We start from the raw sequence: 26,344 nt of genomic DNA, 5'->3' as shown, positions 1-26,344 counted from the left end.
CTCGGCCGCCGTCGGTGGCCGGTGCCGAGGCCCCGCCGGACGCGGTTCCCGAGCCGGCGTCGGATCCAGCGCGGGAGACGAACGCTGGTCTCGACGGTGGTGCTGGACCCATTGGGCGAGGCGGCGGAGTTCGGTCCGGCGGTGGCATTGGCGCCGCCGGGTCCGACGCTGCGTCCGGCGATGGCGCTGGGTTTGGTGGTGGCGTTGGTGCCCGGTCCGTTGGGGTGAACGACGTCGCCGGAGCCACTGGCGGGGCTGGCTCCGACGGCGGCGCTGGGCACGTCGGGCCGAGCGCCGGTGACGGCGGCCCGACGACCCGGCCGGCACCCGGTCGGATCCCGGCTCCGCGGTCTGCGATGGGCGGATCCGGACGGCTGCCTATGGAAGGCGATGCGCCAGCTTCCGTCCAGCCCGACGCGACCCGGGACGAGCGGGTCGGCCGAGAGCCGGCTGAATAGGAGCGATCCGCGGTGGCCGTGGCCCGCCTCCCGGATGGCCGCGGATCCGATTGGCAGCCGGGCCGCAGATTCGACGGCTCGGCGGCGCGGGCGGGAGGAGCCCAGGCCGACGAGCGCTGCTGGCCCAGGCCTGCCGGGCGTGGCTTCCTGTTTCACGTGAAACGTCGCTGTCGGCGCGTGACCGGTCCTCGGCTCCGGCGGAGGATCAACGCGATGTCCCGGACATCGGCACTCGGGCTCACCCGGCCCCCCGATGTCGGGACATCGCGCTCGTATGGGGCATGGGGCCTGATCGCTACGCGAGGGCTGAGTCCGTCGCGACGCAGGGGCCGTGCCCGGCCGGGGACGGGCGCCGGGGCAAGTCGGCATTGGGGTGTTACCTCAGGTCGATGGGCCTTTGTTGCTCGGCTGGGACTGGGACACCGGCCTGCAGGCGCTGCTCGTCGACGCGCTGCTCTGGACGTACCCAGGCGATGTTTCACGTGAAACGCCGGCCTGACCGACGACCGCGCGGGGGCAGGTGCCCCGCGCCCACGACCCGGGTAGATGGGGGCGACGCGCAGCGCCGGGACGGACATAGGGATGCCCGCCCCGACGCGTGGCGATGGACGGACCCGCGTGGCGATGGACGGACCCGCGTGGCGATGGACGGACCCGCGTGGCGAACGGACGGACCCGCGTGGCGAACGGACGGACCCGCGTGGCGAACGGACGGACCCGCGTGGCGAACGGACGGACCGAGCGGGAACCGCGGACTATCGGGCGCGGGCGGCGGTGCGGGCCACGAGGGTGCCGAGCAGATCGCCCAGGTCGAGACCGGCGGCCTTGACCGCCAGGGGCAGGAGCGAGGTCTCGGTCATGCCCGGCGACACGGTCACCTCGAGGACGTGCGCCGAGCCGTCCTCGCCGACGATGAGATCGACCCGGGACAGGTCCCGCAGTCCCAGTGCCTCGTGTGCCGCCACCGCCGTGGCGGCCACCCGGTCGGCCACCTCGGCCGGCAACCGCGCGGGGGCGTGCCAAGTGGTCAGACCGGCCGTGTACCGGGCCGCGTAGTCGTACACGCCGTCCCGGGGGACGATCTCCACGGCGGGCAGCGCCCGCGGGCCGTCACCGAGATCCACCACCGAGACGCCCACGTCCATCCCGGGAACGTATCGCTCGACCAGCGCCGTGGAGTCGTACGCGAAACAGCCAACCATGGCGGCCGGCAGCGCCGCGGCGTCCCGGACCACGGCGGCGCCCAGGCCGGAACCGCCCTGCGCCGGCTTCACCATGAGCGGCACCCCCAACCGGTCCACGATCCGGTCCAGCACGGCCACGGCGCCCAGCTCGGAGAACCGGTCGTGCGGCAGGGCCACCCATTCGGGCGTCGGAATCCCGGCCTCCCGCAGGACCGCCTTGGCGGAGGGCTTGTCCCAGGCGAGCCGGGACGACCGGGCGTCGCAGCCGACGTAGGGCACGCCGCAGAGATCCAGGACACCGCGCAGCGAGCCATCCTCGCCGGTCGCCCCGTGCAGGGCGATCACCACGGCGTCCGGTGGATCGCCGGCCAGCGTGGGCAGCAACGCGGAGTCCGCGTCCCGCAGCTCCGCCTCGACCCCGGCGGACCGCAGCGCGTCCAGGACCCGCCGGCCGGACCGCAGCGACACGTCCCGCTCGTACGACAGGCCGCCGGCCAGGACCAGCACGCGGAGGTCCGGGATGGCGCCGGCCCTCGGCGTGGGCGGGGTGAATTCCTCGACGGGGTTGCTCTCCATGCCCGTGATCATGCCAATCGGGTACGCGGGTCCCGCGGGTCGACCCCGGTGGCCGCGACGGGTCCGCCGCCGACGGTGGCGCCGAAGACCCGCCGCATGGCGATCTCCTGCTCCATCACCCCGGCCAGTCGGCGTACGCCCTCGCGGATCCGGTCCGGCGGCGGGAACGAGAAGTTGAGCCGCATGTTGGCCACGCCCGAGCCGTCGGCGTAGAAGCCGATCCCCGGCACGTAGGCCACCCGGGCCGCGATGGCCCGCGGGACCATGGCCTTCGCGTCGAGGCCCTCTGGGAGGTTGGCCCAGACGAACAGGCCGCCGCCCGGGGTGGTCCAGGTGGTCCCCTCGGGCATCAGATCGGTCAGCGCGGCCAGCATGGCGTCCCGGCGCTCCCGGTAGACCTCGCGGTAGACCTTGAGCTGCTGCCGCCACGGCATGGTGGTCAGGTAGGCGGTCACCGCCGCCTGCGCGTACGGGCTCGGGCAGAGCACCTGGGCCTCGTTGGCGATCACCAGCTTGTCGCGGACGGCGTGCGGGGCCAGGATCCAGCCCACCCGCAGCCCCGGCGCGAACGTCTTGGAGAACGTGCTCAGATAAAAGACCCCGTCCCGGCGCCGGGACCGCAGCGGCGCCGGCGGCTCGCCGTCGAAACCCAGCTGGCCGTACGGGTCGTCCTCCACCACCAGCAGCCCGGCCCGCTCGCAGATGTCCAGCACCCGCTCCCGGCGCTCCTCGCTGAGCGTGACGCCGGCCGGGTTCTGGTACGTCGGGATGGTGTAGAGGAACTTCGCCCGGCGGCCCGAGCGGGCCGTCTCCGCGATGGCCTCCTCCAGCGCCTCCGGGATCAGCCCGTCGGCGTCCATCGGCACGTGCGTCACCCGGGCCTCCGCGGCCTGGAACACGCCCAGCGCGCCCACGTAGGTCGGGCCCTCGGCCAGCACCACGTCGCCCGGGTCGAGGAACAGTCGGGCGATCAGGTCGAGCGCCTGCTGGCCGCCGACCGTGACCACCACGTCCTCGGGGGACGCGCCGCAGCTCGCGTCGATGCCGGACAGGGCCATCACCTCGCAGATCCGCTCGCGCAGTTCCTGCGTGCCCTGCCCGATGCCGTACTGCAGCGTGGTGGCGCCGTGCTCGGCGGCGAGCTGGCCGAGCACCTCACCCACGGCGTCCAGGGGCAGCGCGGAGATGTACGGCGCCCCGCCGGCCAACGAGACGACCTCCGGCCGGCTGGCCACGGCGAACAGGGCACGGATCTCCGAAGCGGTCATCCCGCGTACCCGTTGGGCGTACCGGTCGGTGTAGTCGTCGAGCGTCGTACCGGTCATGACATCACCTCGATCGGGCCGCCGCCTGCGCGGCGGTGGGTGGCCTTGCCGCTGGTTGGTCGATCGTAGACCGCCTGCGCGGGTGGGGTACCCGTACCAGCCGCCCGGTCCACATGGCGGACCGGCGGAATTCAACCGTCCCCTCCCTCGACGCGCCCGTTCCGGCGTACGATCGCTCGTCGGGGGCCAGGAGACGGCGGGATGCCGATTCGCGGCGTTCCGACCTCCGCCCGGAGTATGGGGTTGCGCCAATGTCACGACGGTTGGTCAGTCTGACCCTCGACACCCTCGAGGATCTGCCCCGACCGTGCCGGCAGTGCGTCTACTGGGAGCTCGATCCGGTGGCCGCCGACCGCGCGTGCGCCTCCGGCGACCCGGGCCTGGAGAAGGAAGCGTGGATCTCGCAGACCCTGCTCGAGTGGGGCTCCTGCGGCAAGCTCGTGTACGTCGACGGCATGCCGGCCGGGTTCGTCATGTACGCGCCACCGGCCTACACGCCGCGGTCGATGGCCTTCCCCACCTCGCCGGTCTCGGCCGACGCGGCCTTGCTCACCACGGCCCACATCGTGGCCGCCTTCGCGGGCGGCGGGCTGGGCCGGATGCTGGTCCAGGGCGTGGCCCGCGACCTCACCAAGCGCGGCATCAAGGCCATCGAGGCGTTCGGCGACGCGAGGTTCGGCGAGGCCGGTGACGAGGCGGGCGGCTGCGTGGCGCCGGCCGACTTCTTCCTGTCGGTCGGCTTCAAGACCGTCCGGCCGCACCCACGCTATCCGCGACTGCGCCTGGAACTGCGCACGGCGCTGTCCTGGAAGTCCGACGTCGAGTACGCGCTGGAGAAGCTGCTCGGCTCGATGAGCCCGGAAAGCCTGCTCCGGCCCGTCCGCCCGGCCACCCGCGCGATGAGCTGAACCCGCAGGGTGCGCCGGCGACAGGGCGGGCGCCGGCACCGCGACGGCACCGCCCGGTGTTCGGCGCGGCGGCGCTAGCCGATCGCGCCGGCCGCGATGGCCGAACGCAGCTCCCGGACGTCGATCGAGCCGGTGGGCACGTCCCGCTCGACCGGGAAGTACATCCGCTGCACGGCCGCCACGATGGCGTCGACCGTCCGGTCCCGGAAGCGCGAGTCGATGAGCCGGGCGCGGTCCAGCGGCGAGGTCAGGTACCCCACGTCGACGCGTACCGCGGGCATCCGGGTGAGCCGGAGCAGTTCCCAGGTCTTGGCGTGGGTGTGGCAGTCCCGCAGCCCGGTCCGGGCCACGATCTCCCGCAGCACCAACCCGGCCAGCCGTTCCCCGGCCGTGGAGGTGACGCCGCTGCCGGTGCCGTAGTGGAAGGCGGCCACGCCGTCCGCCTCCGGGTTCGGGTGCCCGTCCAGGTGCAGCGAGATCAGCAGGTCGCCGCCGAGCTCGTTGGCGAGGTCGGCTCGGACCAGGTCGGGCAGCGTCTCGTGCGGCGCCGGTCCGCGGGTCAGGTGCACCCGCATGCCGGCCGCCGCGAGCCGGCCCTCCAGCCGGCTGGCCAGGTCGTACGCGAGGTCGGCCTCGGTCCACCGGAGCGGTCCCTCCGGCACCACCACGCCCGGGTCCGCCCCGCCGTGCCCCGGGTCGATGACGATCACCTTGCCGACCAGATCCGGGCCCGACTGCCGGAAGGCGTCGGCCTCCCGCAGCCACTGCGGCCGGCCGCCCACCACCTTGCGGCCGAGCCGGCGCAGGGCGTTCATGGTCTGCGGCCCGCAGGCGCCGTCGGGCGCCAGCCCCACCTCGCGCTGGAACTGGGCCAAGGCCCGGGCGGTACGCCGACCGTAGATGCTGTCGGCGTAGCCGACGTCGTACCCCATCTCCAGCAGGCGTTCCTGCAGGGCCCGGACGTCCTCGCCGCGCAGCGGGTCCGGCACCGCGTGGTAGAGCGTGCGGGCGCCCAGCCGCCAGCGGGCGGCCTCCAGCGCGCGCCAGGTCTCGGCGCCCACCCGGCCGTCCACGCTCAGCCCGCGGTTCTGCTGGAAGACCCGCACCGCCCGCTCGGTGGCCTCGTCGAACTCGTCGACCGCGCCGGGCCGGCCGTCCAGCAGGTCCAGCCCGACCAGCAGGCCACGGATCTCGCGTACGGCGGGACCGCGATCGCCACGTCGGATGGGGCGCACGGCTGACCTCCCTCGGCGGTGTCTGGCGTCGGTTGGGCCACGGTCGCGCCGGTCCGGCACGAGCTTCCGGAGCCTAGCGCGGCTGGCCATCCGGCGTGGCGGGTTGCGGCGGCGCCGCTCCGGCCGGGGGACCCGCCGTCGTCGGCGTCGCTGTCGTTCCGCCACCCCGGGCGATACCCCGGAGGCCGGATGCTCATTCCGGCCGGCGGCGCCGGGCCACGGTCGACCGGGGGTGACGCCGCCCACCCGTCGGCGTCCGGAGCGCTCAGACCGGGCCGTCGCCGCACACCCGCCGGCGTCCGGAGCGCTCAGACCGGGGCGTCGCCGCACACCCGCGGCGTCCGAGGCGCCCCGGACGGGGGCGGCCGGGGCTGGCCGGTGGGGCGGCCGGGTGCCGGCGCGGTTCCCGAACGCACTCGCGCCCGCATCCGATGCCGGATGCGGGCGCGAGGTGAGGATCTATCGGCAGCTCAGAGGGCCGCTTCGATCAGGCGTACGAGGTCGCCCTTGGGCTTGGCGCCGGCCACCGACTGCACCGGCTGGCCACCCTTGAAGACGGTGAGGGTCGGCACCGACATCACCCGGTACGCCATGGCGGTCTCCGGGTTCTCGTCGATGTTCAGCTTCACGATGGTGACCTTGTCGCCCATCTCGCCCGCGATCTCCTCCAGCAGGGGCGCGACCTTCCGGCACGGGGCGCACCACTCCGCCCAGAAGTCGACCAGGACCGGCTTGTCGGACTGCAGCACGGCGCTGACGAAGTTGGCGTCGGTGACCGCCTGTGTAGCTCCCACTGGAACCCTCCTCGGGGGTGTTCGGGTTGTTTGTCAGACTTCCAACGTTGCGAGGAACCGCTCGGCGTCCAGCGCCGCGGCGCAGCCGGTGCCGGCCGCGGTGATCGCCTGACGGTAGGTGTGGTCGACCACGTCGCCGGCGGCGAAGACGCCGGGAACGCTGGTGTGCGTGGTCGGGGCGTCGACCTTGACGTATCCGTCGGCGTCCAGCTCCACCTGGCCACGGAACAGCTCGCTGCGCGGGTCGTGGCCGATGGCCACGAAGACGCCGGTGACGTCCAGCACCTTCGTCTCGCCGGTGTGCGTGTTGAGCAGCCGTACGCCGGTCACCTTGCCGTCGTCGCCGAGCACCTCCTCGACGATCGAGTTCCACTCCACCCGGATCTTCTCGTTGGCCAGCGCGCGGTCAGCCATGATCTTGCTGGCCCGGAACTCGTGCCGGCGGTGGATGATCGTCACGGTCTCGGCGAACTTGGTGAGGAAGGTCGCCTCCTCCATCGCCGAGTCGCCACCGCCCACCACCACGATGTGCTGGTTGCGGAAGAAGAAGCCGTCACAGGTGGCGCAGGACGACACGCCGTGGCCCAGGAACTCCTGCTCACCGGGCACGCCGAGCGGCCGCCACGCGGAACCGGTGGACAGGATGACCGCCTTGGCGCGGTAGACCGTCTCGCCCACCCGCACCGCGTGGGTCGCCTCCGAACCCGGCCGGCCGGTGTCCACCAGCTCCACCGAGGTGACATCGTCGGTGAGGAACTCGGCGCCGAACCGCTCGGCCTGCTTGCGCATCGAGTCCATCAGCTCCGGGCCCATCACCCCGTCGGGGAAGCCCGGGAAGTTTTCCACCTCGGTGGTCGTCATGAGCGCGCCACCGGACTGCACGCCCTCGATGATCAGGGGCTTGAGGTTGGCACGCGCGGCGTAGACCGCAGCCGTGTAGCCGGCCGGCCCCGAGCCGATGATGATCAGGTTTCGGACCTCGTCCACTGCCGTCTCCCGATGTGGTGTGTGGTCGACCGGTGTGGCGCCGTAGCCGGTCGGGCGGCCGGCCTAACCCGGACCGGCTGCCACTGTTGAGCAGAACTCATCGTACGGACCGGGGATTCCCGAGTCGGGCATCCGGTGGGTCACGTCACGCAAGCGACCAGCTGACCGCCGCCGGATTCCTCACCCTACCGGGCTGGCGTACCGGGTGTCGGCACCGGATCCGGCCAGGCCACAGGCCGGCCCGGCCACCCACGCCCAGCGCGCGGCCGCAGCATCGGTGAAGACCACCACCACGGCCGGCCCGCCCTGGTACGTCGCGAGATCGACCGCCTGGACGGTGATCGCGCCCGCGGCGTGCTCGGCCGCCACCGCGGTCAGGCAGCCGTCCAGCGCGTGCGGATCGGTGAGCCGCCGCAGGTCCGCCGGCACGGCGGGCACGGGGCCGCTCTCCGGACGCAGGCCCGGTTGCCGGTTGTCCTTGGGCGATCCGCCGGGGGCACCGGGACCGCCGAGGTTCCCGGCGGCCAGCCCCGCCCGCTCCGCGGCGCCGGCCACCGTCCCGGGCTGGTAGTCGGTGCCGCTGGCCGCCGGCTGCCGGGCCGAGGGCGCCCGGACGACCGGGGCCGACGAGTTCGCCGCGGAGTCGCCACGACCCGCGGCGGTCCGGCTGTCGTTGCTCGAACCGTTCTGGAAGCCGGTCGCCCACCACTGCGCCCCGACACCGCCGAGCGCTGCCACGAGCGCCAGCACGGCGACCGGCCGGGCTGCCCGGGACCACCGGCGGCGGCCACCGCGGGTCGGTCCGGCGGCCGGGTCCGGCCGGGCGGGCGGGCGGGTGCTCGTGTCGCGGCTAGGCGGGCCGGTGCTCGCGTCGCGGCCGGGCCGGCGGGTGCTCGCGTCGCGGGCCGGAGCCGCCGGCGGACTGTCCGGGCGCGCCGGGCCCGGGCCGCTGGCCGGCCGTTGGGCCGGCGCCGCGGTCGGCCCTCCGGTCGCGGCGGTGTTCGGCCCTCCGGTCGGCTGCCCGGTCTCGGCCGCCGCCGGCCACGTGGCGGCCGGCCGCTGCTGCGGCGCGGGCTCCGGCGGTGCCGCCGCCAGGGCTGCGGTCAACCGCTCGGCCACCGCCGCCGGCATGGGCTCCGGTTCGGCGCCCCAGCCGGCCAGGTCGGCCCGCACGGCGTCGGACGCGGCCAGCAGCACCGTGTACGCCTCGGCCCACTCCGCGTCGTCCCGGACGAGCTCGCGGACCCTGCTCTCGTCGGGGGATCCGGTGAGCGCGCCACCGAGGTAATCGGCCAGCAGGTCGAGATCCGCCTCGCTGAACTCGCCCGCTGTCACCGCTCCTCCTGCCCGTCTGTCCCGTGCGTCGACCCAGATGGGACGCTCCCGGCCCGGTGCGGGTTCCGTCGGGTGACCGGCGGCACGTCCGGCTGTTCACCGCCACCGACCGGGCCGGAGCGGGCGGCGGTTCCGGTGGTCGATCCGATCCGGTCGTGGTCGTCGCCGCCGCCGGCCGGTCCGCCGTCATCGCCAGCCACGCCGCCGCCAGCCGGTTCGCCGCCGTGGCCAGCCACCGCGCCGCCGCCAGCCGGTTTGCCGCCGTGGGCGGACCTCGGCCGCAGGTGTCCGAGCTTGCCGGCCAGCCTCGCCCGGCCCCGCGCGCAGCGGCTCTTCACCGTGCCCTCGGCCACCCCGAGCATGACCGCGGCCTCGGCCACCGGGTATCCCTGCACGTCCACGAGAATCAGAGCGGCCCGCTGCTCCACCGGAAGCTCGGCCAGCGCCTGGCGGACCACCAGGGCCGTGTCGTGATCGGGCGCGGGCGCGGCCGGTTCCACCCCGCCGCGCTGGTCGGTCGAGCGAGAGCCGTCCGGCAGCGGAACCGTCGGGTGCGCGCGGCGCCGGCGGAGGCGGTCCAGGCAGGCGTTAACGACGATCCGGTGCAGCCAGGTGGTGACCGCCGAGTCACCGCGGAACCGGGCCGCGCCGCGGTGCGCCGAGATCAGCGCGTCCTGCAGGGCGTCCGCCGCGTCCTCCCGGTCGCCGACCGTACGCACGGCCACGGCCCAGAGCCGGTCGCGGTGCCGGCGGAACAGCTCGCCGAACGCCTCCGGGTCGCCGGCCACGTGCGCCCGGAGCAGTTCCTCGTCGGTACGGTCGGCCCGCGCCGCCCGGTCGGCGACGCCCGCCGCGGGTGGCGGACCCGCGTGCGCGGGCGGCCTGCCGGCGTTGGCGGCGTGCTCGGACGGTGAGGGTGCGCTCCGGTCGGTCACGGCGACCGCCGGCGCCGGGGAGCCGACCGGGGGGTCACAGCCCGTTGACCGTGATCTCCTGGACCCCGACCCGGTAGCGGCCGTCGTCGTCCCGGGGCAGGTCGGTGATCCAGAACAGCAGGTAGCGGTACTTCTGGTCCGGGTCGAAGGCCGAGAACGACATCGTCGATCCGTCGTACTTCTCGAGCTTCTCCCCGATCCGGTTGCTCACCTGGGCGACGACCTGCTGGTCGGCCGACTTGCTGCTCTCGGCCGGCGCCGAGTTGCCGCTGCGCAGCTCGGCGGAGGTGCCGGGCGAGGAGAGCACGACCTGCACCGAGGAGACCGTACGGGCCGTCCGCAGATCGATCAGGACGCCCATGCCCTGCTTGAGATGGCCGAAGTCCGACCGGGTGTAACCCTCGGTCTGCCAGCCCTCGTCGGTGTCGCCGTCGACCGCCTTGGCGACGCCCCGCAGCTCCGAGCGGGTGCCGTCCGGGTCGATGACGCGTACCTGATCGCCCGTGAGCGCGATCTTCCGCGGCTGGCCGGCCGGTGCGGTGGAGGGGTTGCTGGTGGCGTCGGCGCCGGCCTTGGCCGACGGGCTGCTCCCGCCGCCACTGCCGTTCGCGCCGCTGCCGCCGGTCAGGGCGTTGATGCCGAAGATCAGGCCGACCACGGCCACGACCAGCAGGCCGGCCACGCCAGCGGCGATCTTGCGACGGCCGCTGGGGCTCGAACCCTGGCCGTCCTCGTCCCCGCCGGCGAACCGCAGCGGGCCGTTGTCGTCGAGATAGGAGTCGTCGACCGTGTCCAGCCGGCCGAGCTCGGCGGCCAGCACGTCCGACGAGGGCGGCTCGACGGTGGGGTCGAGCAGGGCCATGGTGAGCTCGTCCAGGTAGGCCGGGACGCCGGCGCGGGCCTGCCGGGGGGCCACGAGGCCACCGCCGGAGTCGCGTACCGCGTCCGGCAGGCTGGACCGCCCCCGGCCCTCGGTGCCGCCGGTCAGGGCGGCCTCGGCGTGCGGCCAGTGACCGGTCAGGGCGAAGTAGAGGATGCCGCCGATCGCGCGGACGTCGGTGGCCCGGGAGTCGTTGGAGTCCGCGCGCGCGTCGGCCAGCACCACCCGGCCGTCGTCGGCCACCATGACCGTGCCGGGGTGGATGTTGCCGTGCACCATGCCGGTGGCGTGCACGGCCGCCACGGCGCCGGCGACCGAGTGCGCCACGCTGGTGGCCCGGGCCGGGTCCAGGAGGCCGTCGCTGGCGACCAGCTCGCGCAGCGACCGGCCGTCCACCCATTCCCGTACGACGTAGGCCCGGTCCTGCTCGTCTATGGCGTCGTAGACGCCCACCAGGTTCGGGTGGATCACCCGGCTGGCGGTGACGGCGGCCTGCAGCATCTCGACGGCCGAGTCGCCGCCCGGGTAGCGCAGCACCACGGCGACGGGACGGCGGAGCACGACGTCGATGCCCCGCCACACCTGCCGACCGGCGCTGTCGTCGTTGATGTGCTCGGACAACTCGTACCGCTCGGCGAGGACCTCACCGGCGGTCGGCGCACCGAGGGTTGTGCCCACGGGGGCGGCCTCGTCCGCCTCCTGGCCCTCGCCGACCTGGGTCACCAGTCCTCCCTCGGTGATGGTGCCGCTCGATGGATCCCGCTGCCCGGGCATCGCATTCCGTTCCGCCGGTGAACACGCTTGACGGGCCGGGGAAGCTTCACCTCTTAGCCTAGGTGCTGCCGGCACCCGCCGAGAGCGACCTTACCCGCCTGAGCCGGTTTCCCCGACATCTCATCCGCCGTGGTGGCACCGACCGGCGTCCCCGGGCGTCGGCGTTGACCCCCGGACAATGTATCGGTTGTTTTCGCCCGGTTGCTCGCCGGGTGTCCGACCGACCACACAGCGCTCGCGGCGCCGGGGCGTTAATAAGGGCCCCTTCCTATACAAAAAGCGATAAGAAGGGGCCCTTCCTTGCTCAGCGGCCGAGGCGGCGGCGGACCATGCCGACCACCTCGGTGATCTCGGTGATCCGCAGCACCATGGCCAGGCCCAGGTAGCTCAGCCCGATCACGCCGCCGCCGACCACCAGCCGGACCAGCGCGGCCAGCCGGCCCAGGTCCGTCGAGTCGCCGGGCAGCACCTTGAGGACGAGCCAGCCCACGAGCGCGGCGCCGAGCGCGGCCACCAGCACCTTGCCGAACGTCCGCATGAGGCGGCCGAACCCGATGCGACCGACCCGCGGCCGCAGCAGCATGGCCGAGACAACGGCCGCGGCCACGTACGAGACGGCGTTGCCGAGCATCATCCCGGCCGCCGCGAACGTGGCCGAGAACGCCAGGAACACGGCCACCTGGATCAGCACCCGCAGCACGACCACCGGGATGTTGATCAGCGCGGGCATCCGGGTGTCCGGCAGGGCGTAGAAGGCGAAGGTGAACAGCTGGCTCACCGAGAACGGGACCAGCCCCAGCGCGGCCACCAGCAGCACCGTCGAGGTGGCCGTGGCGTTGTCCCCGTTGAAGGCGCCGTACCGGAACACCGCCACCGAGATGGGGGCGGCCAGCACGACGTAGCAGACCGCGATCGGGGCGAGGGCCGCGGTGACCATCCGGGTGCCCCGGGACAGGTCCGCGGTCAGGTCGGCGTACCGGCCGTCGGCGGCCGCGGCGCTCATCCGGGGCATCAGCGCCGTGATGATCGAGACGGCGATGATGCCGTTCGCCATCATCAGCAGCAGGAAGACGTTGTTGTAGATGAGCAGGCCGGCCCGCTTGTCGCCGGCCGCCCGGGTGAGCAGGTTGACCACCACGAACAGGCCGAGCTGGTTGACCCCGACGTAGCAGAGCATCCAGGCGCTCAGCCGGCCCAGCTCGCGCAGCCCGAGCGCGCGGAAGTCGAACCGCCATTTCCAGCGGAAGCCCACCTTGCGCAGCGCCGGCAGCAGCCCGGCCGCCTGGGTGGCCACGCCGAGCAGGGTGCCGCCGCCGATCAGCAGGATCCGTCCGCCGGACATCTGGTCGGGCCGGACGATCTTCGCGCCGTAGAGCGCGATGTACAGCGCACACACCGCGATGACCACGAGGTTGTTCAGGATCGGCGCCCACATCGGGGCCGCGAAGTGACCCCGGGTGTTCAGCACCGCGGCCACCAGCGCGCTGATGCCGGTGAAGAACAGCATCGGCAGCATCAGGTACGACAGGGACGTGACCAGACCCTGGTAGTCCCCGGACTTGCCGCCGGCGTACAGGGCGGTCAGCACTGGCGCGCCGATGAGCGCGATCGCCACGGCCACGCCGAGCGCCAGCACCGCGAGGGTGAGCAGCCGCTGCGCGTACGCCTCACCGCGGTCCGGGTCGGCCTTGCGCCGGCGCACCAGCACCGGGATGAGCACGCTGGTGAGCACGCCGCCCAGCAGGAACTCGTACACCTGGTTCGGCAGGAACTGGGCCGTGGTGTAGGCGTTGCCCACCAGGTCACCGCCGAGCGCCGCGCCGATCATCAGGTTGCGGACGAACCCGGTGCCCCGGCTGACCAGGCTGCCGATCGCCATCACCGTGCTGTTGGCCGCGGCGCTGCTCTCCGAGACCTGCTCCGGCGGCGGCGCGGTGGCCTCGACGCCCGGCTGGTTCAGCGGCTCCGCCGCGATGAACGACGCCCCGCCGGGCTGGTACGCGCCGCTGTCGACCGGGCGTACGCCCTGATCGCCGCCCGCGGCGTTCCCGCTCCGGTAGACCCGGCCGCTCATTCGCGCCTCCCGCTCCTAGCCCGGCCGCCGTCCGGCCGCCGGTGACCCGGCGGCCGTGAGATCGCCGGACGCCCGGCGGCCGAGACCGCCGGTACTGCCGGAAACCATAGTTCCCCCGACATACCCCGATCGGGCGAGGCGGATCCCGGGCCGATCGGCGGGCCGGTGGACCGATAGGCTGGCGGTCCCATGTCCGATTCCTCCGCACCCGCCGCCGGGACCACTCCGGCGGCTCCGGTTTCCCTGACCGCCGCCCAGCGCCGGGCCGTGGCCGAGCTGTTGCGCGTCTCCCCGGTGGCCGACGAGCTCGGCCGGCGGTTCGCCGCGGCCGGCCACGAGCTGCACCTGGTGGGCGGTTCGGTCCGCGACGCGCTGCTCGGCCGGCTCGGCAACGACCTCGACTTCTGCACCGACGCCCACCCCGACGAGACGCTGCGGATCGTCAAGGGCTGGGCCGAGGCGATCTGGGAGACCGGCCGGGAGTTCGGCACCATCGGCGTGCAGCGGGACGGCCTCCGGCTCGAGATCACCACCTTCCGGGCCGAGTCGTACGACCGGGTCACCCGCAACCCGGTGGTGCGGTACGGGACGAACCTGGTCGAGGACCTGGAACGGCGCGACTTCACCATCAACGCCATGGCGGTCAGCCTGCCGGACCACCGGTTCACCGACCCGTACGGGGGGCTCGCCGACCTGGCCGGGCGGCTGATCCGTACCCCCGGGACGCCGCAGGAGTCGTTCGGCGACGACCCGCTGCGGATGCTGCGTGCGGCGCGGTTCGCGGCCCAGCTGCGGTTCGCGGTCGCGCCGCCGGTCCGGGCGGCGATGACCGCGATGGCCGCGGACCTGGACCGGATCACCGCCGAGCGGATCCGGGACGAGTTCACCAAGCTGCTCTGCGGCGTCGACCCGATCACCGGCCTGCGGCTGCTGGTCGATACCGGCCTCGCCGAGCGGTTCCTGCCCGAATTCACCGGTCTGCGCCTGGAGATCGACGAGCACGCCCAGCACAAGGACGTGTACGAGCACACCCTCATCGTGGTGAGCAACGCGGTCCGGCTGGAGGACGACGGCTGCGACTTCGTGCTCCGGATGGCCGCGCTCATGCACGACGTGGGCAAGCCGGCCACCAAGGCCGTCGGCCCGGACGGCCGGGTCAGCTTCCACCACCACGAGGTGGTCGGGGCGCGGTTGACCAAGCAGCGGATGAAGGACCTCCGGTACCCCAAGGACATCATCGGCCAGGTGGTCGCGCTGGTCGCGCTGCACCTGCGGTTCTACGGGTACGGTCGGGGCGAGTGGACCGACTCGGCGGTCCGGCGGTACGTGGCCGACGCGGGTGACCTGCTGCCCCGGCTGCACAAGCTGACCCGCTCGGACGTCACCACCCGCAACCGGCGCAAGGCCCGGCAGCTGGCCGAGGACTACGACGCGCTGGAGGAGCGGATCACCCGGCTGCGCGCCGAGGAGGACCTGGCCCGGGTGCGTCCCGACCTGGACGGCAACGCCATCATGGAGCTGCTCGGCGTGCCGCCGGGGCCGGTGGTCGGCCGGGCCTGGAAGCACCTCAAGGAGCTGCGCCTGGAACGCGGCCCGCTGAGCCGCGACGAAGCCGAGGCCGAGCTGCTGCGCTGGGCCCGGGAACAGGGCATCACCGACTGACGCGAACAGTTTCCCGAGGAATCGTCCTAACGGTTGAACCGGAACAACTGATCTTGCCTCATCATTAGGCGACCATCCATCAGCCTCTGGCGATTCTGCGCCGAGGCCGCACGCCGTCCATTGTGGATGTGCGTCGGAACGGGGAGAACCTGTATGAATCGTGGCGTATTGCGCCGCACTGCCGCCGCGGCTCTCGCCGTGGCCACCACCACGACCATGCTCACCGCCGTCGCCGGCGCGAGCGCATCGGCCACTCCGTCCGGAGCGCCGACCTCGCACGGCTTCAGTGCGCCGGGCAAGGCGCCCGTCCGGCACGCGCTGGCGGGTAAGTCCACCAAGTCCAAGGTGGTCAAGGACCGGTACATCGTCCGATTGAAGGACACCAAGGCCAGCGGCGCCAAGGTGAAGGCCGCCGCCTCGGCCCTGTCCGCGGCGACCGGCGGCAAGGTCCGCCGGGTGTTCAGCCACACCCTGCACGGCTACTCCGCACAGATGACCGCAAAGCAGGCGGCCAAGCTGCGGGCGCGGGCCGATGTGGCGTCCGTGGTGCCGGTCCGCACCATCGTCGCGAACGACACCCAGGCCAACCCGCCGTCCTGGGGCCTGGACCGGATGGACCAGACCGGCCCGGCGCCGGACAAGAAGTACACCTATCCGACGACCGCGAGCAACGTGACCGCGTACGTCATCGACAGCGGCATGAACCTCACGCACCAGGACTTCGGTGGCCGGGCGACGTCCGGATACGACTTCGTGGACAACGACGCCGACGCCACCGACACCTGCACGACGGGCGGCCACGGCACGCACGTCGGGGGCATCCTCGGCGGCACGAAGTACGGCGTGGCCAAGGGTGTCAAGCTGGTGGCCGTGCGGGTGCTCGGCTGTGACACCGGCACCAGCGACGACGTCATCGCCGGCGTCGAATGGGTGACCGCGCAACACGCCGCGAACCCGGCCACGCCGGCCGTGGCGAACATGAGCCTCGGCGGCAGCTGCCCGCCGGTGCCGGACCCGGCCGACCCGAACTGCGAGGCCGACCTGGCCGCGGTGGACGCCGCCGTGAAGGCGTCGATCGCTTCCGGCGTCACCTACGCCGTCGCCGCCGGCAACGACGGCGTCGACGCGTCCCAGCAGTCCCCGGCCCGGGTGCCGGAGGCCATCACCGTGGGCGCGTCCGACAACCTGGACGCCGAGGCGTACTTCTCGAACTACGGCGACGTCGTCGACATCCACGCGCCGGGCGTCGCGATCCCGTCCGACTTCATCGGCTCCGCCACCGCCACGGCGGTGCTGGACGGGACCTCGATGGCCTCCCCGTTCGTGGCGGGAGACGCCGCGCTGGTGCTGTCGGCGCACCCGGACTGGACGCCCGAGCAGGTCCGCGACGAGCTCGTCAAGAACGGTGTCTCCGGCGCGGTGCGCGCGCCGGACCTCAGCCCGACGCGCCTGGCGCACGTCGGTGGCGCCCCGGCCACCCGGTACGGGGTGGCGCTCTACTCGTACGCGAACGGCCTGTTCGTGACGGCGGAGAGCGCGGGCACGAAGCCGCTGGTGGCGCGGTCCGACTGGCCGGGCGCCTGGGAGCGGTACGACGTGGTCTACCAGACCGGCGGCTTCGTGGCGATCAAGTCCAAGGCCAACGGCAAGTGGGTCACGGCGGAGAGCGCCGGTACCAAGCCGCTGATCGCCCGCTCCACCAGCGTCGGCGCGTGGGAGAAGTTCTCCGTCATCAACAACGCCGACGGCAGCCTCAGCTACAAGGCCAACGCCAACGGCAAGTACGTCTCGCTGGACGGCGCAAGCGGGCAGCTGATCGCCCGGGCCAGCTCCATCGGGTCCAACGAGCGCTTCAGCTACCTGTCCGGCGGTCCGACCGTGGCCATCAAGGCCAGCGCCAACGGCAAGTACGTGACGGCCCAGAGCGCCGGGGCCAACCCGCTGCTCGCCCGGGCCTCGACCGTGGGCGCCTGGGAGAAGTACGACCTGGTCGACCTCGGTGGCGGCTGGTTCGCGCTGCGCGCCCAGGCGAACGGCAAGTACGTGACGGCGGAGAGCGCCGGCACCAAGCCGCTGATCGCCCGGTCCACCTCCATCGGCGCGTGGGAGGCGTACAACACCTGGGCGTACGCCGACAACGGGGCTCGGACGATCTTCGCCAACGCGAACTCGGACCCGGCCAACTCGGTGTTCACCGCGGTGACCGCCGAGAGCGGCGGCACCAAGCCGCTGATCGCCAACCGGCGCATCCAGTGCAACCAGAGCAGCTGTGACTACCCCTGGGGCCTGGGCCTCTGGGAGGAGTTCAGCATCTCGCCGGTCTGATCCGGCGCGCTCTACCCGGCGCCCGCCGAGCCCATCAGGGTTCGGCGGGCGCCGTCGTCGTTGCGGCCCGCGTCGGGGCGCGGGCGCTGCTGGTCAGCGCGGAGCGAACAGCGGCGTCCGTCCCGCGCACAGCTCCGCCGGCAGGTCCTGGCTTTCGATGAGCCGCCCGTCGGGCTCCATGAGCCCTACCGAACAGGCCCCCGCCTCACGGCTCAGCACAAGCAACCGGCCGTCGGGTCCCCAGTAGACATCCGCGCCGGGCAGCTGGTGGCGTACCCGCCCGGTCCCGGTCTCGGCCAGCTCGGGCTGCTGCTGTCCCTGAACCACGACCAGCGAGCCGTCCGGCGACCAGGCGTACGGGCCGGCGGCGTCGCCGTGGACCGGCACCAGCCGGGTCGGGAGTCCGGTGCCGGAGGAGAAGAGCTGAAGACCTCGCCGGCGAGGGCGCACCGACTCGGACAGCGGCCCGCCGGGGTCGGTCTGCTGGAAGACCACCTGTTGACCGTCCCGGCTCCAGGTGAAGAAGCACTGGTCGGTGCAGAAGTACTTCTGAGTGTCGACCGGCCAGCGGCGCACGGCGCCGCTGGCCGCGGTCAGCACGCCGATGGCGGTGGTTCCGTTGTCCTTGTCGTCCAGCGTGAGCAGCAATCGCGTGCCGTCCGGCGACCACTGCGGGGTCATGATGTGGGCGCCGGTGCGGAACCAGCGCACCCGTCCGGTGCCGATGTCCAGGATTCCCGTCTCGGCCCGCCGTTGGTAGCGGAAGACCGCCGCGAACGAACCGCGCGGAGCCGCCCACACCTCGTCGTAACCGTTGACCGTCACGTACCGGCCGCGCGACCGGTCCAGCACGATGGCCGGCTCGACCGGCTCGCCGGTCCCGGTGGCGCCGACGATCGTCCAGCCGCCGGGCAGAGTGAGCGGCCCGGAACGCCACTGCGCGGGTGCGGGGCGCGATTTCGGTGCGGTCGAGTCGGTCGCGGTGGGCACCGCGGAGGCGGCCGGGTCCGGCCCCGCCGGCCGTACCGGGTGCCCGGGCCCCGGCCGGAGCACCAGGAATGGGGTGACCAACGTCGCCCCGGCCACCACGGCGCCGAGGACCATCGCCGCGCGCCGGCGCCGTCGCAGCCGCCGACCCCGCCGAACCGCCGCGGCCGCGAGCCCCGGTGGAAGGGTGACGGCCGGATCCGGCTCGCGGAGGGTCGTTCGGAGCAACTGGTCGGCGTCGTGACTCATCGGAGCACCTCCGGGCGGGCGGCGATCTCATCGAATGCGGGTACCAGCTCCCGCAGCTTGGCCAGGGCCCGAGACGCCTGGCTGGCCACCGTGCCGGCCCGGCAGGACAGGACCTCGGCGGTCTGCTCGACGCTCAGGTCGTCGAGGTAGCGAAGCACCAGCACGGCCCGTTGGCGCGGCGGCAACATCCGCAGCGCGTCCCGGAGCATCAGCCGGAGCGCGGCCTCGTGGTCGAGCGCCCCTCCGGCGGAGCGATCCGGGACGCTGTCCAGCGGAACCTCCGGGCGCAGCCGCCGTCTCCGCCAGCCGGACACCTGGTCGTGGTAGAGGATCCGCCGCACGTACGGCTCGGCCTCGCCGCGGATCCGGCCCCATCGCGCGTACGCCTTGGCGAGCGCGTTCTGCAACAGGTCCTCCGCGCTGTGCCGGTCACCCGCGAGGGCATACGCCACCCGGAACAGCGCGTCACCCCGCTCCGACACGAACGCGGTGAATTCCCGGTCGAACGACTGCGGCACGCTCCACCTCCCAGTAGCTCTGACGCTCACGGCGGCAGATTGCTTGCTTCCCGCTCTCGGCATGCCGCTGAGATCTGAATCTTGGACCGAAACCGTCAGCGGCTGACGGTTTCGGTCCAAGATTCACGTTCTGCGGATCTGCATGCCGTTCATGGCGGGCTCGCGGGGGACGCTCCCGGGTACGGGAGGAAGAATGGTGGGATGGAGTGGACCGTGCTCGACTCGCCGATCGGGGAGTTCTCGGTGGGCGCCGACGCCACCGGCGTTCGCGCGGCGCACTTCGGCCGGGTGCCGGATGCGGTCGCCGAGCCCACCGACCCGCACCTGCGGGCCGTCCGCGCCGAGCTGCTGGCGTATTTCGCGGGCGAGCTGACCGAGTTCACCGTCCCGACCGCGGTGACCGGCGGGTCCGACTTCGAGCGCGCCGTGTGGCGGGAGATGACCCTGATCCCGTACGGGGAAACGAGCACCTACGGCGCGGTGGCCGCCCGGATCGGCGAGCCGGACGCGGCCCGGGCGGTGGGGGTGGCGTGCAACCGCAACCCGCTGCCGGTCATCGTGCCCTGCCACCGGATCGTGGGCGCCGGCGGCAAGCTGGTGGGCTTCGGCGGCGGCCTGGACCGCAAGCGGCGGCTGCTGGAAATCGAGGCCGCGGTCGCCTTCCGCCGTGCCTGGGCCTGAAGGAAGGGCCCCTTGTTATCGCTTTCTGTATAGGAAGGGTCCCCGCTTAACGCCTCGCGCGGGCAGGCCGGGGGCGGCCAGCAGCTTGGCGCGGACGGTGGCCGGCCGCAGCCGGCGGATCGGGCGCCAGCGGAAGCCGGTGACCTCGCCGGGCTGCGCGGTGAGCACGACGGGGCCGGGCAGCGCGAACGCGAAGCAGGCGTCGAAGTGCCAGTGTGCCGGTTCGTTCCGGGCCGGATTGGCCGGGATGCGGTGCACGTCCAGGTTCAGCGGCAGGTCACCCAGCGACACGGGGACCTCGGCCGGGATCCCGGTCTCCTCGGCCACCTCGCGCAGCGCGGCTGTCCGCAGGCCGTCGTCGGCCGGTTCCAGGTGGCCGCCGGGCGGCAGCCAGCGGCCCAGGGTGGCGTGCCGGATGTGCAGCACCCGTCGCCGCGGGTCGACGAGCAGGGCCGAGCAGGTGAGGTGACCGGGGACGGTGTGCCGGGCGGTGAGGTCGGCCGGCTGCTCGAGCGCGGCCAGCAGTGGCGCCAGCCGGGAGCGCTCGTCCGGGTACCGATCCAGATAGGCGGTGACCGTGCCGGTCACCTCGGTCGCGGAGATCATCTCGCTCAGTGTCCAAGTGGTCGGCGCGTACTCCCGGATGGCGCGCCGGAACGCGGCGAGGGCCGGGTCCGTGCGGACCCGGCCCTCGCCGGCGCGCAGCCGGCGCCGGGGTGTGCCGGCGGCGAACGCCGGCGCCGCACCCCGACGGCGCGGTCAATGCAGGCTCAGCGCTCGACCTTGCCGGCGATGAAGTCCTCGACGGCCTGGTGCGCCTCGTGGTCGGCGTACTGCTCCGGCGGCGACTTCATGAAGTACGACGACGCCGAGAGGATCGGGCCGGCGATCTTGCGGTCCAGCGCGATCTTGGCGGCGCGGACGGCGTCGATGATCACACCGGCCGAGTTCGGCGAGTCCCACACCTCGAGCTTCAGCTCGGCGTTCAGCGGCACGTCGCCGAACGAGCGGCCCTCCAGGCGGATGTACGCCCACTTGCGGTCGTCCAGCCACGGCACGTGGTCGGACGGGCCGATGTGCACATCACCCTTGTTGATCTCGTGCGGGATCTGCGAGGTGACCGACTGGGTCTTCGAGATCTTCTTGGAGACCAGCCGGGTGCGCTCCAGCATGTTCATGAAGTCCATGTTTCCGCCGAAGTTGAGCTGGTACGTCCGCAGCAGCTCGACCCCGCGGTCCTCGAACAGCTTCGCCAGCGCCCGGTGCACGATCGTGGCGCCCACCTGGCTCTTGATGTCGTCGCCGACGATCGGCAGGCCGGCGTCCACGAACTTCTGCGCCCAGACCGGGTCCGAGGCGATGAAGACCGGCAGGGCGTTCACGAACGCGCAGCCGGCGTCGATCGCGGCCTGCGCGTAGAACTTGTCGGCCTCCTCGGAGCCCACCGGCAGGTAGGAGACGACCACGTCGACCTGCGCGTCGCGCAGCGCCTGGGCCACCTCGACCGGCTCAGCGCCGGACTCCTCGATGATCTCGGTGTAGTACTGCCCGAGACCGTCGTACGTCGGGCCGCGCTGCACGGTCACGCCGGTCGGCGGTACGTCGCAGAGCTTGATGGTGTTGTTCTCGCTGGCGACGATCGCCTCGGCGAGGTCCATGCCGACCTTCTTGGCGTCCACGTCGAACGCCGCGACGAACTCCACGTCCGAGACGTGGTAGTCGCCGAACTTGACGTGCATCAGACCGGGGACGCGGTCGTTCGGGTCGGCGTTGCGGTAGTACTCCACGCCCTGCACGAGGGACGAGGCGCAGTTCCCGACACCGACGATGGCGACGCGGACGGAGCCCATGGGTCTTGCCTCCTTCTTGTTATTCACGGACGTGTTGTTCACGTCCGCTCCTGCTCGCCCCTCGGCGCGCCGGCGCCGGGCGTACTCGGGTTGTCGTCATATCTGTCCGGGCTTCCGGTGTCCTTCTCCGGGCCCCCGGTCTCGCTGCCCCGGCCTCCGGCGTCCGGCGACCGGCCGCAGCGCTCGTTCGCGATGAGTTCCTCCAGCCAGCGAACCTCGCGCTCGCAGGCGTCCAGGCCGTGCCGCTGCAGCTCCAGCGTGTACGAGTCGAGCCGGGAAGCCGCCCGGCTCAGCACGTCACGCAGCCCTTCGCGACGTTCCTCGATCTTGCGACGGCGGCCCTCCAGGATGCGCAGCCGGGTCGCCTGGTCCGTCCGGGCAAAGAACGCGAAGTGCACGCCGAACCCGGCGTCGTCGTACGTCTCCGGGCCCGCCTGGGCGAGCAGTTCGGCGAAGCGTTCCTTGCCGTCCGCTGTGATCTTGTAAACCACCCGGCCGCGCCGGCTGGTCAGCACCGGGACCTCGTCCGGGCTGGCCGGCGGGGTGTCGGTCGCCTCAGCGATCAGACCCTCCGCCTGGAGGCGGCGCAGCGTGGGATACAACGATCCATAGCTGATGGCCGCCCGGATGGCGCCGAGCTTGGCGGTGAGCTCCTTGCGCAGCTCGTAGCCGTGCATCGACGACTCCTGAAGCAGCCCGAGGACGGCGAGCTCAAGCATGGCTCTCCTTCCCCCACCACCCCGGTATACCCGCGGAATCCGTCCGGTAACCCGACGATGTATCGGACCGATACATCGCACCGTAGCCACGATCGGCGGCGGGAGCAAATCCCAGTTGTGCAGGGACACGGCCACCCACCGTGACGATGGTCGCCTCCCGGGGCGGGACCGCGTACCCTTGCGCGCATGCGTACGCAGCGCCAGGTCGTCGACTACTCGCTTCAGAAGCGAGCGGTGCTGCGTGGCGTGCTCTCCGGGCGGGTCGGGACGTACGAGGTGTGCGACGCCTCGCCGTACCTGAAGAACGCTGCCCGCTTCCACGGCGAGCCCACCGAGAAGCTCTGCCCGATCTGCCGTCGGGAGAACCTGACGCACGTTCACTACATCTATGGCGACGAGCTCAAGCAGTCGGCCGGGCAGGCCCGCACCCTCGCGGAGCTGCCGGTGCTGGCAATGACGCTGAGTGAGTTCCAGGTCTTCGTGGTGGAGGTGTGCCGGGCCTGTGACTGGAACCATCTCGTCGAGCAGTACCTGCTCGGTCGGGACGGCCTGGTCGGCGACGAGCAGGACGCGGTGGGCGAACGACTGGCCGAGGCGGCGGGCGGTGCCTCGGGTGGGTCGGGGCGTCGACGACGTGGAGCGCAACGGTGACCGAAGGTTTCCGGCTGGCGCCCATGACGGCGTACGAATTCGGAGACAGTGGACCGTCCCTTCCGGGACGAGTCGGGAAAATCGGAATTACCGCGGATGATCGCCGCCGGATCGGCGGCGGTCATCCGCGTGTTTCAACTCACGGCAACCCGGTGGTGGCGTCCGTCCCAACCACCGCGACCGGCAGGGTGTGACAGATGAACTCGTACGGTGATCCCAGTTCCGCGCGCGGTCGGGACCACGAAGGCCCCGGCGACTCCGGGCCGGCCGACGGCCGGTGGCTGTCCGGCGACGCCGCCGGCAGCCCCGGCGCCGGCGGGTACGGCGCCAGCGGCTCCGCCCGGCCGACCGGCGGGTCCGGCGCCAGCGGCTCCGCCCGGCCGACCGGCGGGTCCGGCGGCGCCGCGCCGAGCGGACGAGCCTCGGTGGGCCGGGCGACCGGCTCGGCCGACGCCGCCGGTTCGGCCCCGGCCGGCCGGGCCCGGGTCGGTCGGGCCTCGGTGCCCGGTCCGGTGTCCCCGGCCCCCGGCGGCTACGGCGCGGACGCCGGCTACGGCGCCGCCGGGTACGGCGGGGCCGCCGGCCGCGCCACCCCCGGCCGGGCGTCGGTGGGCGCGGCGTCGGTCGGCGCCGCGAGCGCGGCGAGCGCGGCCGGTCGGGCCACCGTCGGTCGGGCCTCGGTGTCGCCGGTCTCCCCGGCCGGCTTCGGGCCGGGCGGACCCGGCGGTCCTGGCGGGCCGGGCGGCCCCGGCGGGCCGGGTGGTTCGGGCGGAACCGGTCCGGGTCGGAAGTCCGGTGAGGCGGCGCTGCGGGCCAAGAAGCGCAAGCGGCTGAACTGGATCATCGCCTCGTTCGCCGTCTTCATCATGCTGGCCGGGCTCGGTGTCGTGGTCGGCACCTACTACTCCACCACCGTGGTGCTGCCGCAGGACGTCAAGCTGCCGCTGCCCACCACGGTGTTCGCCAGCGACAACAAGACGGTCATCGCCCGGTTGGGCGAGGAGAACCGGGTCATCGTCCCGATCGAGAAGATCCCGAAGTTCGTCCAGAACGAGGTTGCCTCGGCCGAGGACCGGAAGTTCTACGAGCACTCCGGCGTGGACTACCTGGGCATCGTCCGCGCGGCGTGGAACAACTTCACCGGCGGCGACAAGCAGGGCGCCTCGACCATCACCCAGCAGTACGCCCGGAACGCGTACAAGGGCCTCCAGGACGACTCGTACTCCCGGAAGGTCAAGGAAGCGATCATGGCTTCCAAGCTGAACGACAAGTTCAGCAAGGAAGAGATCATGCAGCACTACCTGAACACGATCTACTTCGGTCGCGGGGCGTACGGGATCGAGGCGGCCGCCCAGGCGTACTTCGGCAAGTCGGTCGACAAGCTCAGCCCGGCCGAGGGTGCGGTGCTGGCCGGCGTGATCAAGCAGCCGGTGCCGAGCGCCACGCACAAGGGGTATGACCCGGCGAACAACCCGCAGGGCGCGCTGGACCGCTGGAACTACGTGCTCGACGGCATGGTCACCAAGGGCTGGATGAAGCCGCAGGAGCGGCCGGCCAAGTACCCGTCGGTGCTCAAGCCCAAGGCGGCCAGCAACGGGTCGGTCGGTCTGAACACCCCGCGGGGCAACGTGGTCAACTACGTGGCCGCCGAGCTGAAGCAGATGGGCATCTGCACCGACAACGGCGACGACGGGTCGGGCAAGCCGACCTGCAAGGACGCGCTGCAGGACGGCGGCCTGCGGATCAAGACCACGATCAACATGAGGATGCAGCAGGACGCCGAGGAGACCGCGCGCCGCGCCGACAAGAACTCCCTGGTGCACGACCAACGCTCCAACATCATGGCCGCGATGGCCTCGATCGACCCGACCAACGGCCGAGTGCTGGCCTACTACGGCGGTGACGACGGCACCGGCACCGACTATGCGGGCGTCAATACCGAGAAGGACGGGTCGCTCAGCGGCGGTCATCCCCCCGGCTCGTCGTTCAAGATCTACACGTTGGCGGCGGCGGTCGACAACAACATCTCCACCCAGTCGCACTGGGACGCCACCGACTACAAGCCAAAGGGCGTCAAGGAACCGATCCGCAACGGCTTCGAGGGCGCCAGGTTGTCGTGCCCGAACGGCGGCAAATACTGCACGTTGGAGTACGCCACGCTGAAGTCGTACAACGTCCCGTTCTACAAGATCTCCGAGAAGATCGGCGCCGACAAGGTGCTCGGGATGGCCAAGGCCGCGGGCATCGGGATGATCTGGGGACAGGACAGCAAGGGCGCCTACCGCCAGATCGATCTGACCAAGACCGACGTCAAGCAGGCGGCCACCACCAAGGACGGCTGCCAAGCTGACCATGGCTGTTTGATCGACAACCACGTCGCCTTCGGCCAGTTCCCGATCACCGTGCTCGACCATGCCAACGGAGTGGCCACCATCGCCAACCGCGGCGTCTACAACAAGGCGCACTTCGTGCTCTCGGTCGAGCAGCAGGACCAGGAGACCGGTCAGTGGGTGAAGAAGGGCGGCGAGCAGCTCAAGCCGCAGCGGCGGATCCGGGCCGAGGTCACGGATGCCGTGACGGGGGTGCTCAAGAAGTACGGCACGGGGGTGGGCCACAACCTGGACAACGGCAGGCCGTCCGCGTCCAAGACCGGCACCTGGGAACTTGACAAGGGTGGCAACGCCCACACCTGGATGATCGGCTACACGCCGCAGCTCGCCACGGCGGTCTGGGTCGGCAACAAGAGTGCCCAGGTGCCGCTCAAGACCAGGAGCGGTAAGGACATGTACGGCAAGGACCTCGCCGGTGACATCTGGGAGCGGTACATGGACGACGCTCTCAAGGGGGAGCAGCCGGTGGCCTTCCACGATTCGGTCGAGCTGGGTGACCCGAACGCCGGCGACGGCAAGGCCCCGGCGGCGCCGCCACCGGCGCCGACCTGCCCGGACCCGAACAACCCGGACCCGAACAACCCGGCCTGCCAGGGCCTGCCCAACCCGAACAACCCGTTCCCCTTCGGCAACGGCAACGGCAACGGCAATGGCAACGGCAACGGCGGCAACGGAAACGGCGCGGGCGTGGGACCGCCGCCACCGAACCCGGGCGGTTAGGAGTGCCAGCGGCGGGCCGGTCCATGACCGGCCCGCCGCTACATTTACCAGCGTCTTTGTCATCGGTGCCGTCGGTCGATCGGTGGGCCAGCGTCCGTTGTGCGGACACGTACCACCAAGGTGCGCG

Annotated in this window: 19 protein-coding genes and 1 pseudogene; 6 read left to right on the top strand and 14 right to left on the bottom strand. The window is 72.5% G+C overall.

Annotated features, from left to right (window positions below; genetic code table 11):
* Nucleotides 1-1,213: 1,213 nt before the first annotated feature.
* Together ACFFHU_RS02820 and ACFFHU_RS02815 are read right to left on the bottom strand one after the other, a co-directional pair.
* Complete coding sequence (locus ACFFHU_RS02820) at nucleotides 1,214-2,218, bottom strand: D-alanine--D-alanine ligase family protein (protein WP_377335326.1); 1,005 nt, start codon at nucleotides 2,216-2,218, stop codon at nucleotides 1,214-1,216.
* Between the two features lie 8 nt (nucleotides 2,219-2,226).
* Nucleotides 2,227-3,543: an aminotransferase-like domain-containing protein gene (locus tag ACFFHU_RS02815; protein WP_377335324.1), complete on the bottom strand. Its 1,317-nt coding sequence runs from the start codon at nucleotides 3,541-3,543 to the stop codon at nucleotides 2,227-2,229.
* A 251-nt stretch (nucleotides 3,544-3,794) separates the two neighbouring features.
* Between ACFFHU_RS02815 and ACFFHU_RS02810 the strand changes: the two genes are divergently transcribed.
* A complete protein-coding gene (locus ACFFHU_RS02810) occupies nucleotides 3,795-4,451 on the top strand; it encodes a GNAT family N-acetyltransferase (RefSeq protein ID WP_377335322.1) in 657 nt (218 codons plus the stop codon).
* A 74-nt stretch (nucleotides 4,452-4,525) separates the two neighbouring features.
* Here ACFFHU_RS02810 and ACFFHU_RS02805 read toward each other — a convergent pair whose 3' ends face one another.
* The 7 genes and pseudogenes from ACFFHU_RS02805 to murJ form a co-directional block, all read right to left on the bottom strand.
* The gene (locus tag ACFFHU_RS02805; protein ID WP_377335320.1) at nucleotides 4,526-5,686 is read right to left on the bottom strand and encodes an N-acetylmuramoyl-L-alanine amidase; all 1,161 of its coding nucleotides are present in this window, start codon (nucleotides 5,684-5,686) and stop codon (nucleotides 4,526-4,528) included.
* A gap of 470 nt (nucleotides 5,687-6,156) precedes the next feature.
* A complete protein-coding gene (trxA, locus tag ACFFHU_RS02800; RefSeq protein WP_377335318.1) occupies nucleotides 6,157-6,480 on the bottom strand; it encodes a thioredoxin in 324 nt (107 codons plus the stop codon).
* Nucleotides 6,481-6,513: 33 nt separating this feature from the next.
* Nucleotides 6,514-7,467 carry a thioredoxin-disulfide reductase gene (gene trxB / locus ACFFHU_RS02795; protein WP_377335316.1) on the bottom strand — a complete coding sequence of 318 codons (954 nt, stop codon included), beginning with the start codon at nucleotides 7,465-7,467 and terminating at the stop codon, nucleotides 6,514-6,516.
* A gap of 180 nt (nucleotides 7,468-7,647) precedes the next feature.
* Nucleotides 7,648-8,802 carry an RsmA family anti-sigma factor gene (locus tag ACFFHU_RS02790; RefSeq protein WP_377335314.1) on the bottom strand — a complete coding sequence of 385 codons (1,155 nt, stop codon included), beginning with the start codon at nucleotides 8,800-8,802 and terminating at the stop codon, nucleotides 7,648-7,650.
* Between the two features lie 203 nt (nucleotides 8,803-9,005).
* Nucleotides 9,006-9,737, bottom strand: a pseudogene (gene sigM, locus ACFFHU_RS02785) (RNA polymerase sigma factor SigM); the annotation flags it as partial.
* Between the two features lie 34 nt (nucleotides 9,738-9,771).
* Nucleotides 9,772-11,391: a protein kinase family protein gene (locus tag ACFFHU_RS02780; RefSeq protein ID WP_377335312.1), complete on the bottom strand. Its 1,620-nt coding sequence runs from the start codon at nucleotides 11,389-11,391 to the stop codon at nucleotides 9,772-9,774.
* 304 nt (nucleotides 11,392-11,695) lie between these two features.
* Nucleotides 11,696-13,465: a murein biosynthesis integral membrane protein MurJ gene (murJ, locus tag ACFFHU_RS02775; protein ID WP_377335310.1), complete on the bottom strand. Its 1,770-nt coding sequence runs from the start codon at nucleotides 13,463-13,465 to the stop codon at nucleotides 11,696-11,698.
* A gap of 189 nt (nucleotides 13,466-13,654) precedes the next feature.
* Between murJ and ACFFHU_RS02770 the strand changes: the two genes are divergently transcribed.
* Complete coding sequence (locus ACFFHU_RS02770) at nucleotides 13,655-15,127, top strand: CCA tRNA nucleotidyltransferase (RefSeq protein ID WP_377335308.1); 1,473 nt, start codon at nucleotides 13,655-13,657, stop codon at nucleotides 15,125-15,127.
* Nucleotides 15,128-15,280: 153 nt separating this feature from the next.
* Nucleotides 15,281-17,452, top strand: coding sequence for a S8 family serine peptidase (locus ACFFHU_RS02765; protein WP_377335306.1), 2,172 nt, complete (start codon nucleotides 15,281-15,283; stop codon nucleotides 17,450-17,452).
* A gap of 93 nt (nucleotides 17,453-17,545) precedes the next feature.
* Here ACFFHU_RS02765 and ACFFHU_RS02760 read toward each other — a convergent pair whose 3' ends face one another.
* Nucleotides 17,546-18,688, bottom strand: coding sequence for a TolB family protein (locus tag ACFFHU_RS02760; RefSeq protein WP_377335304.1), 1,143 nt, complete (start codon nucleotides 18,686-18,688; stop codon nucleotides 17,546-17,548).
* Nucleotides 18,685-19,206, bottom strand: coding sequence for a SigE family RNA polymerase sigma factor (locus ACFFHU_RS02755; RefSeq protein WP_377335302.1), 522 nt, complete (start codon nucleotides 19,204-19,206; stop codon nucleotides 18,685-18,687). Before ACFFHU_RS02755 ends, ACFFHU_RS02760 begins: the two co-directional genes overlap by 4 nt.
* Before the next feature lie 201 nt (nucleotides 19,207-19,407).
* Here ACFFHU_RS02755 and ACFFHU_RS02750 point away from each other — a divergent pair, with 201 nt between their 5' ends.
* Complete coding sequence (locus ACFFHU_RS02750; protein ID WP_377335300.1) at nucleotides 19,408-19,887, top strand: methylated-DNA--[protein]-cysteine S-methyltransferase; 480 nt, start codon at nucleotides 19,408-19,410, stop codon at nucleotides 19,885-19,887.
* Nucleotides 19,888-19,902: 15 nt separating this feature from the next.
* On the opposite strand, the gene ACFFHU_RS02745 is transcribed toward ACFFHU_RS02750, so the two are convergent.
* From ACFFHU_RS02745 to ACFFHU_RS02735, 3 genes are all read right to left on the bottom strand, one after another.
* Complete coding sequence (locus ACFFHU_RS02745; RefSeq protein ID WP_377335299.1) at nucleotides 19,903-20,493, bottom strand: NUDIX hydrolase; 591 nt, start codon at nucleotides 20,491-20,493, stop codon at nucleotides 19,903-19,905.
* Nucleotides 20,494-20,657: 164 nt separating this feature from the next.
* Entirely contained in the window at nucleotides 20,658-21,737 is a 1,080-nt protein-coding gene (locus ACFFHU_RS02740; protein WP_377335297.1) for an inositol-3-phosphate synthase, read from the bottom strand.
* Nucleotides 21,738-21,775: 38 nt separating this feature from the next.
* Entirely contained in the window at nucleotides 21,776-22,456 is a 681-nt protein-coding gene (locus tag ACFFHU_RS02735; protein WP_377335295.1) for a PadR family transcriptional regulator, read from the bottom strand.
* A gap of 186 nt (nucleotides 22,457-22,642) precedes the next feature.
* Here ACFFHU_RS02735 and ACFFHU_RS02730 point away from each other — a divergent pair, with 186 nt between their 5' ends.
* The gene (locus ACFFHU_RS02730; protein ID WP_377335293.1) at nucleotides 22,643-23,107 is read left to right on the top strand and encodes a DUF5318 domain-containing protein; all 465 of its coding nucleotides are present in this window, start codon (nucleotides 22,643-22,645) and stop codon (nucleotides 23,105-23,107) included.
* A 197-nt stretch (nucleotides 23,108-23,304) separates the two neighbouring features.
* Nucleotides 23,305-26,217, top strand: coding sequence for a transglycosylase domain-containing protein (locus tag ACFFHU_RS02725; protein ID WP_377335291.1), 2,913 nt, complete (start codon nucleotides 23,305-23,307; stop codon nucleotides 26,215-26,217).
* Nucleotides 26,218-26,344 lie beyond the last annotated feature (127 nt).

It is taken from the genome of Plantactinospora siamensis, assembly GCF_042434095.1.
In the GTDB taxonomy this organism is placed as follows: Bacteria; Actinomycetota; Actinomycetes; order Mycobacteriales; family Micromonosporaceae; genus KBS50.
Note: the sequence above shows the minus strand (reverse complement) of the source record. Positions and strands in the feature narration are given on the sequence as shown.